This is a genomic window from Streptomyces sp. NPDC001890, assembly GCF_042891445.1.
Lineage (GTDB): Bacteria > Actinomycetota > Actinomycetes > Streptomycetales > Streptomycetaceae > Streptomyces.
On record NZ_JBIATE010000038.1, the window covers coordinates 42,948 to 49,845 of the forward strand.

8 protein-coding genes and 1 pseudogene are annotated in these 6,898 nt (G+C 70.1%); 4 read left to right on the plus strand and 5 right to left on the minus strand.

Going from position 1 to position 6,898, the window contains the following annotated elements:
- Nucleotides 1-80: 80 nt before the first annotated feature.
- The 4 genes and pseudogenes from ACFYY1_RS39705 to ACFYY1_RS39720 all read left to right on the plus strand — a co-directional run bounded on the left by ACFYY1_RS39705 (nucleotide 81) and on the right by ACFYY1_RS39720 (nucleotide 1,727).
- Nucleotides 81-281, plus strand: coding sequence for a hypothetical protein (locus ACFYY1_RS39705; RefSeq protein ID WP_388594645.1), 201 nt, complete (start codon nucleotides 81-83; stop codon nucleotides 279-281).
- Nucleotides 278-907 carry a hypothetical protein gene (locus ACFYY1_RS39710; protein ID WP_388594648.1) on the plus strand — a complete coding sequence of 210 codons (630 nt, stop codon included), beginning with the start codon at nucleotides 278-280 and terminating at the stop codon, nucleotides 905-907. The genes ACFYY1_RS39705 and ACFYY1_RS39710 overlap by 4 nt, the downstream gene beginning before the upstream one ends.
- A gap of 54 nt (nucleotides 908-961) precedes the next feature.
- Nucleotides 962-1,283: pseudogene (locus ACFYY1_RS39715) on the plus strand (hypothetical protein); the annotation flags it as partial.
- A 264-nt stretch (nucleotides 1,284-1,547) separates the two neighbouring features.
- Entirely contained in the window at nucleotides 1,548-1,727 is a 180-nt protein-coding gene (locus ACFYY1_RS39720; protein ID WP_388594651.1) for a hypothetical protein, read from the plus strand.
- Nucleotides 1,728-1,890: 163 nt separating this feature from the next.
- Here the strand turns inward: ACFYY1_RS39720 and ACFYY1_RS39725 are convergent, their stop codons facing one another.
- The 5 genes from ACFYY1_RS39725 to ACFYY1_RS39745 all read right to left on the minus strand — a co-directional run.
- Nucleotides 1,891-2,919, minus strand: coding sequence for a hydroxyacid dehydrogenase (locus tag ACFYY1_RS39725; protein ID WP_388594654.1), 1,029 nt, complete (start codon nucleotides 2,917-2,919; stop codon nucleotides 1,891-1,893).
- The gene (locus tag ACFYY1_RS39730; RefSeq protein ID WP_388594661.1) at nucleotides 2,903-3,922 is read right to left on the minus strand and encodes a dihydrodipicolinate synthase family protein; all 1,020 of its coding nucleotides are present in this window, start codon (nucleotides 3,920-3,922) and stop codon (nucleotides 2,903-2,905) included. Before ACFYY1_RS39730 ends, ACFYY1_RS39725 begins: the two co-directional genes overlap by 17 nt.
- Nucleotides 3,923-4,038: 116 nt before the next feature.
- Complete coding sequence (locus ACFYY1_RS39735) at nucleotides 4,039-5,067, minus strand: NAD-dependent epimerase/dehydratase family protein (protein WP_388594664.1); 1,029 nt, start codon at nucleotides 5,065-5,067, stop codon at nucleotides 4,039-4,041.
- An 11-nt stretch (nucleotides 5,068-5,078) separates the two neighbouring features.
- Entirely contained in the window at nucleotides 5,079-6,026 is a 948-nt protein-coding gene (locus ACFYY1_RS39740) for a carbohydrate ABC transporter permease (protein ID WP_388594656.1), read from the minus strand.
- Nucleotides 6,027-6,028: 2 nt separating this feature from the next.
- The coding region (locus ACFYY1_RS39745; protein ID WP_388594659.1) for a carbohydrate ABC transporter permease at nucleotides 6,029-6,898 on the minus strand (870 nt) is incomplete at its 5' end.

Consider the following 6,898-nt stretch of genomic DNA (forward strand, 5'->3'; position numbering starts at 1 on the left):
ACTTCCTCTGGAACCTCAAGATCCCAGTCTCCAGGTGTCCACGATCAAGGGGAAGCTTCAACGCGGCTCTGGCCGGGAAGGTGGACAAGAAGAGCGGGGGGCGCCTGGAGTACTACGGAGTCGCCCGCAACGGAACCCGGTTCGTCGAGGTCGTGGTCATCGTGCAGTACGCCCGCCGCACGGCCGACGGCGAGTACGACGCGGGCAAGGACAAGAAGATCGGCGTCATCACGGCCTACTGCAAGGGCATCAACAAATGCCCGGCCTGGATCAACCAGTGAGCGGGCCGTGCGGGGAGACGGTCGAGCAGCAGGCGTACCTCACGCGCTACCTTCTCGACTACACGGCGGTGCCTCTCGTCGACGGGACCTTCCTGCGCGGGGTGCTGCCGACGCGGGACGCGGTCCGGATCGTGACCGGTACCGGCGACGCCGTGGCACCGGACGCGCTGGTCGCCTACGAGGTACCGCTCACGGACGACGATGACGAACCGGTCACCGCCCCGCTGGTGCTGGGCTGGACACGCACGCTCGCGGCCAGCGGCCCCCCGCACCCGGACGCGTCCGTGATGGGCATGGCCCTGGTCCGGGTGGACACCTCCGCCGTCGAACCCGCCCCGCCGGCGCGCACGGACCGGGTACTGCGCGTACTGCGGACACTGGCCTGGCCGTTCACCGAGACACCGCCGAGCCCCCCGCTGTGCGGCTTCCTCCTCACCGGACAGGACAGCATGCGGCTCTACATCGCGGTCGAGGAAGCCGGCGGGCCGGTCGCGGTCGATGTACGCCTCACCGGCGCGCTGACCGCCCTGCTCGCCGCACTCCCCGCCCTCGTACGCGAGCAGGAGCGCTGGACAACCGACACCGACCCGCACTGCGCACACGCGGTCAACCTCACCACCTGGTGACAACCGGGCGGCCGACAACAGGCACACCCGCAGGCGTGACCTTCACCCGGCGCCGCACTCGGCACCCCGAACCCGACCGTGTACAGCGAGAAGGCGGCCGTGACGGCGTTCGTGGGGCGGCGGTTCGTCGGCCGCGGCCTGCTGGTCGATCTCAGCGCGAACCCGGACGGGACGCTGCACCACTCCGACCAGTTCGCGGAGGTCTGCCGGCGCCAGGACTTGGAGTACCTGGTCGCCGCCGACACCCCGCTCGGACCCGAGCAGGCCGCAGCAAGGCTCCGGGCACGCCGTGCCGACTGGTCACATGGTGCGGCTCGGATGGGTCCGCTCCCCGCAGTCGATCGAGGTCCGCTTCGGCACAAGCCGGGCCGGGGCCTCGCGGGACAACCACAAAAGCCGGGCCGGGGCCTCGCGGAACAACCAAAAGTCGCACGCAGTTCCGGACCGGGGAGGCTGATGTCTGGCTGCGCGCCCACAGCAATCTTCCGACGGAGCTCACCGTCGTGTCCTGCGACTGCGGTGAGCGGAGCGGCCCCGCGCGATCAACGCTCGCCGAGGCCGAGGAGGCCAAGCACTGCCGCAGTCTGGGCGGGGAGGTCGACGCACTGGTCGACAGGCACCGTACGCTGACCAAGGCGCCGTGTACCCGTCCCGCCCCGGCGACCGGCTGATGGTCACGCTGGGGGCCACCGACACCGCCCCGCGCTCGACAGAGCTGTACGAGGTGGTCGAGGGCAGCGGGTACGGCCTGGAGCTGCGCCTGATCGGGGGCTCGCCCGAGGGGGCCGCGGGCGGCTGGTACGCCGGGCCGCCTGAGTAGAAGCCCGCCGCTCCTTCCGCGACGGGCTGCGCCTGTTCCGGCTCCCGCCACGCATCGTCTACGACCTCCAGGAATTCCTCGACCCCGAAGACAACAGAGATGCCTTCGACCCCGAGGAATAGCTGGTCGGTCTCTGGGGCCCGGTGTGGTTGCGATCGAGTGATCAAAGGACGCGAGCCAGTGCGTCCGGCCCCACAAAGTGCAATGGTGGATCGCCGCGCAGGAACCGCAGCACCTCCTCCACGGCACTTGCGCCGAGCCGCTGACGGCACTCGGCGGTGCCCGCCGCCTGATGAGGGGTCAGCAGAACGTTCGGCAGTTTCCGGAACAGGTGGCGGACCGGCAGTGGTTCGGTGTCGAAGACGTCGATCGCAGCGTCCAGCCGGCCCGCCGACACCTCCGCCAGAAGCGCGTCCTCGTCGACGAGCCAGGAACGGGCGGTGTTGACCAGACCGGCGCCGTCGGGCATCAGCGCCAGCTCGCGCGCACCCAGCATGCGCCGGGTCTCGGCGGTGGCAGGGGCGTGCACGGCGACGATCCGGCTGCCACGGAGCAGTTCGTCCAGCGGCACCACCCGTACCGCGAGCCGCTGTGCGTCCTCAGCCGTCAGATACGGGTCGGTGACCGCGACCTGTGCCCCCAGTGCCCTCGCCAGCTCGATGTACGCACGACCGGTGCGGGACGCTCCGATGACGCCGATCGCACAGCCCTGGATCTCGTGCCGCGGCGGGGCCTGGCTGGCCTCGTCCCAGTCGGCTCCGCCGCGCAGCGCGTGGTCGAAGCGGTGGACGCGGTGGAGCAGCGAGAGGGTGAACGCGAGGGCCACCTCGGCGACCGGGCGTGCCATCGCGTCACCGGCCTGGGTGACGAGGATCCCACGCCGGAAGACTCCCTCGGTGACGTACGGGGCGACCGCCGATCCGGTGTGGGCGACGATCGCCAGTCGGTCAGCGACGTCGAGGAGTTCCTCGCTGAGGCGGGGCGTTCCCCAAGCGGTGATCAGGGCACGGGCACCGGGCAGCGCCGCACCGAGTGCGTCCCGGTCGGTGTGCTCGTCGAGGACGGCCGGCTGCGCCGCGGCGCAGAGGCCCTGCCACACCGCCGGGGTGAAGAACTGCTCACGAAGGTGCGGGGGTACGGCGACGACGACCCGCGGCAGGCGGGCCGCCCCCGGGTCAGGAGAGCCAGTCATCGACGTGCTCCGCGACGAAGTCGTCGTCGGTGAGCCAGGGGTAGGCCGTGGCGACCCGGGTGATCTCTTCGGCCTGGCCGGGAGACAAGACCTCCTTCGGATCGAGACACCAGATGCCCTCCAACAGACCCTGGCGGCGCAGCACTTCATGGACACCCGCGATACAGCCGCGGAATCCGCCGTGCACGTCGAACACAGCGCTGTTGGCGTCGGTGAGCTCCGGACGGCGGGCGAGGCAGCCGACCATGGCGTCGTGGTCACCGGCACGTGCCCGCCGGACCTGATCGAGGAGTGTGACGGCGGAGCCGGTCCACACGGCCCACTGGCCGAGCAGCCCGCCGGCGAACCACCGCCGAGTGCCCTTGGTCTCGCACGGGGTGAGCAGGTCGCCGATGATGTCGTCGTCGTTGCCGGTGTACAGCGCCACCTCGTCGGCCCGGTCCGCGGCGGCCACGGCGCGTATGACATCGGCGGTGCGGTAGCGGTCGAACGGGGCGATCTTGACCGCGGCCGTGTTGGGCAGATCGGTGAACGACGACCAGAAGTGCGGCGACAGGTACCGTCCGCCTACGGCCTCCTGGACGTAGAAGCCGATCACCGGCAGCACCTCGCCGACGGCGCGGGCCCGGTCCAGCAGCCCCTTCTCGTCGGCGCCGGGCACGGCAGGGCTCAACAGCACAGCGTCGTAGCCGAGGGAGGCTGCGAGCTCGGCTTCGGAGACGGCCTGCGCGGTGTGGCCGCAGGCACCGGCGACGGTGACGACGGGGTGGCCGGCCTCGTTCCGCACGGTCTCGGCGGCGATTTCGAGGACCGGTGCCAACAGGCCGATGCCCGGTTCGCGGATCTCGAACTGGGTGGTGTGGACGGCGACGGCGAGGCCGCCCGCGCCGGAGGCCAGGTAGTAACGGGTCAGTGCGCGTTGCCGGCGTTCGTCGAGCTTGCGGTCGGCGCCGAGGGCGAGTGGATGAGCGGGGATGACGGCTCCCTCGGCGAGCACGTCCATCGGAGTGCGTGCCGGGGCTGCCGCGGCCGCCGAGGAGGGTATGGGTTTGGGAGTGGTCGCGGCTATGGAGCCGGGTGCAGGCGCGGTCGCGGCTGCGGGCATACGGGACACAGGGATCAGAACCTTCCGTCGCGGACCTGGAACTTGGTGGGCTTACCGGACAGTGGCAGCCCGCGGTGCAGCCAGTCCGCCTGCCAGCGGACCAGGGTCCGCAGGGACACGTCCGGGTAGCCGAACAGGGCGTGGCAGGCGCTCGCGTCGGACAGCAGCGCGGTTGGAGCCTCCTCGCCGGCGATCACGGGATCCTTGCCGAACTCCTCACCGAACCAGTGCGCGAGCCGCCGTACGGACGCGGTCTCGGGCCCGGTGAGGTTGAGGGTGAAGGGCTCCGGAGCGGTGGTGTGCAGCAGGGATCGCAGCGCGACCTCGTTGGCGTACCCCTGCCACACGACGTTGGCGTGGCCGGTGGTGACGTCGACCGGCTCGCTCGCCCGGACGGCGGAGGCGATGTCGGCGAGGACGCCGTAGCGCAGGTCGACCGCGTAGTTGAGGCGGATGTTGGCGACCCTGGTGCCACGGGTGAGGGCCGCGTGGCCGAAGATCCGTTCCCGGCCCAGGCATGACATGGCGTACTCGCCGACCGGGCCGACCGGGTCGTCCTCGGTGCAGCCGCCGGAGGACACCGGCACCTGTGGATAGACGTTGCCGGTGGAGAACGCGGCGATCCGCGCGTCCGGCCAGCGGCGCGCGACCCGGTCGGGCAGGGCGGCGTTGACGGCCCATGCGTGCGAGGGGGCGTCCGCCGAGCCGAACTTGGCGCCGACCATGAAGACGACGTTCTCCGCGTCGGGCAGCTCCTTGAGGTCGGCGGCCGGGTCCATGAGGTCGAAGGGCACGATACGGACCCCGGCGTCCTCCAGCTGTTGTGCCGCGGCCGGGTCGGACCAGCGGGAGACGGCGTGTACGGTCACGTCCTGGCGGCCGGCGGCGTCCAGCGCGCGGCGGGCGAGCCGGCACAGGCTGGGGCCCATCTTGCCGCCAGCACCGAGCACGAGCAGGTCGCCGTCGAGCCGGGCGAGGTCCCGGACGAGGGTGGTCGAGGGGGTACTGAGACGCTCTTCAAAAGCGACTTCATCGGTGAACATAATTGCGTGGGTCATCCCTTGATTCCGGACGCGGTGACGCCCTCGGTGAAGTAGCGCTGGCCCACCAGGTACGCGGCGAAGATGGGCACGAACGCGATGACGGAGCCGGAGAGCACCACGTTGAGCGGCACGTTCTGCTGCTGGAGCGAGGCGATGCCGACGGTGAGGGTGCGCATGTCGGTGGACTGGCCGATGACCAGCGGCCACAGGAAGTCGTTCCAGTGCCACAGGAAGACGAAGACACCGAGGGTGGCGAGGATCGGCTTGAGCAGGGGCAGCACGATCCGGTAGAAGATCTGCCACTCGTTGCAGCCGTCGAGCCGGGCTGCCTCGAAGAGTTCGTCCGGCAGTCCCTGGATGAACTGGCGCATCAGGAAGACGGCCTGGGCGTTGGCCAGGGTCGGCAGGATCAGGCCCCAGTAGGTGTCCACGCCGCCCAGCTTCGCGATCATTGCGAAGGTCGGGATCATCGTGACGTGGTAGGGGACCATCACCATCGACAGGAACGACCAGAACATCGTCTCGCGGCCCGGGAAGCGCTTCTTGGCGAAGGCGTATCCGGCGAGCGAGGCGAGCAGCAGTACGCCGACGACGGAGACGACCGAGTAGATCAGGGTGTTGAACAGCCAGCGCGGTACGTCCTGGGCGTTCATGACGGTGTCGTAGGCCTGGCCGGTCAGTGGCCATGGCAGCAGGCTGCCGGGGAATTCCACTGCGGCGGACGGTTTCAGGGAGAGCACGACCATTGCGTAGAACGGGAAGACCGTCACGATCGCGGCGAGGGTCAGCAGGATGGCGCGGCCGGTCCGGCCGGCCCGGGTGGGCCGCATGCCGTGCGGGACGGTGTCCTGTTCGGAGATTTTGCGCAGCTTGCGTTCGGCGCGACGCGTGGCCCGGTCGGGGGCGGTGGGGGCTTGGACGGCGGGTGGGGTGCTGGTCTTCTCGGGTGCTGTGGTCATGGTCACTGGTCCTTCCCGATCACGAGCCGCTGGATCACGGCGACCACCACGGTCAGCGCGAAGAGCGCGACGCCGATGGCGGAGGCGTAACCGAGGTCGAAGTACTTGAAGCCCGCGTCGTAGAGCTGGAAGACGAGTGTGTAGCTGGCGTTGGCGGGGCCGCCGCCGGTCATGGTGTAGACGGCGTCGAAGACCTGGAAGGAGGCCGTCGTCTCGATCACGGCGAGGAAGAACAGGGCGGGTTTGAGCTGTGGCAGGACGATGTACCGGAACCGCTGCCAGGCGCCGGCGCCGTCGGTGAGGGCCGCCTCCTCCAGCTCACGGGGGATGTCCTGCATCCGGGCCAGCAGGATGAGCATCCCGTATCCGAAGCGGGACCAGATGCCGACGATCGCGAGCGCGGGCAGCACCAGCACGTCATCGGAGAGCCAGGAGCCCTCGGACATCCCGAACCAGCTCATCAGCGTCGGCCACGGCCCGCCTGTCGAGAAGATCCAGACGAAGACGGTGGCGGCCAGCACCAGCGAGGTGACGACCGGCAGGAAGAACACCGAACGGAAGAACCTGGCGCCGCGGAACGCGCGGCGGGTGATCAGTGCCAGGGACACCGAGGCGATCAGCGTGCCGGGCACTGCGAGCACGGTGTAGAGGACGGTGACCTTCAGCGCCTGCCAGAACAGCGGGTCGTCCCACAGGCGGGTGAAGTTGTCCAGCCCGATGAAGCTGCCACCGCCCGTGAGGGAGTAGTCGGTGAAGCTCATCAGCACCCCGGCGATACCCGGACCGAACCGGAACGCCAGGAAGAGCAGGAAGCACGGAAGGACGAAGAGCAGGCCGATCCGGGCCTCGCGGCGCGCCTGCGGCCCGCTGCG

Excerpts from the sequence above, each read along its gene's own strand:
- ACFYY1_RS39735 (WP_388594664.1), bottom strand. The coding sequence starts at position 5,067 with ATGTTCACCGATGAAGTCGCTTTTGAAGAGCGTCTCAGTACCCCCTCG.
- ACFYY1_RS39725 (WP_388594654.1), bottom strand. The coding sequence starts at position 2,919 with ATGACTGGCTCTCCTGACCCGGGGGCGGCCCGCCTGCCGCGGGTCGTC.
- ACFYY1_RS39740 (WP_388594656.1), bottom strand. The coding sequence starts at position 6,026 with ATGACCACAGCACCCGAGAAGACCAGCACCCCACCCGCCGTCCAAGCC.
- ACFYY1_RS39730 (WP_388594661.1), bottom strand. The coding sequence starts at position 3,922 with ATGGACGTGCTCGCCGAGGGAGCCGTCATCCCCGCTCATCCACTCGCC.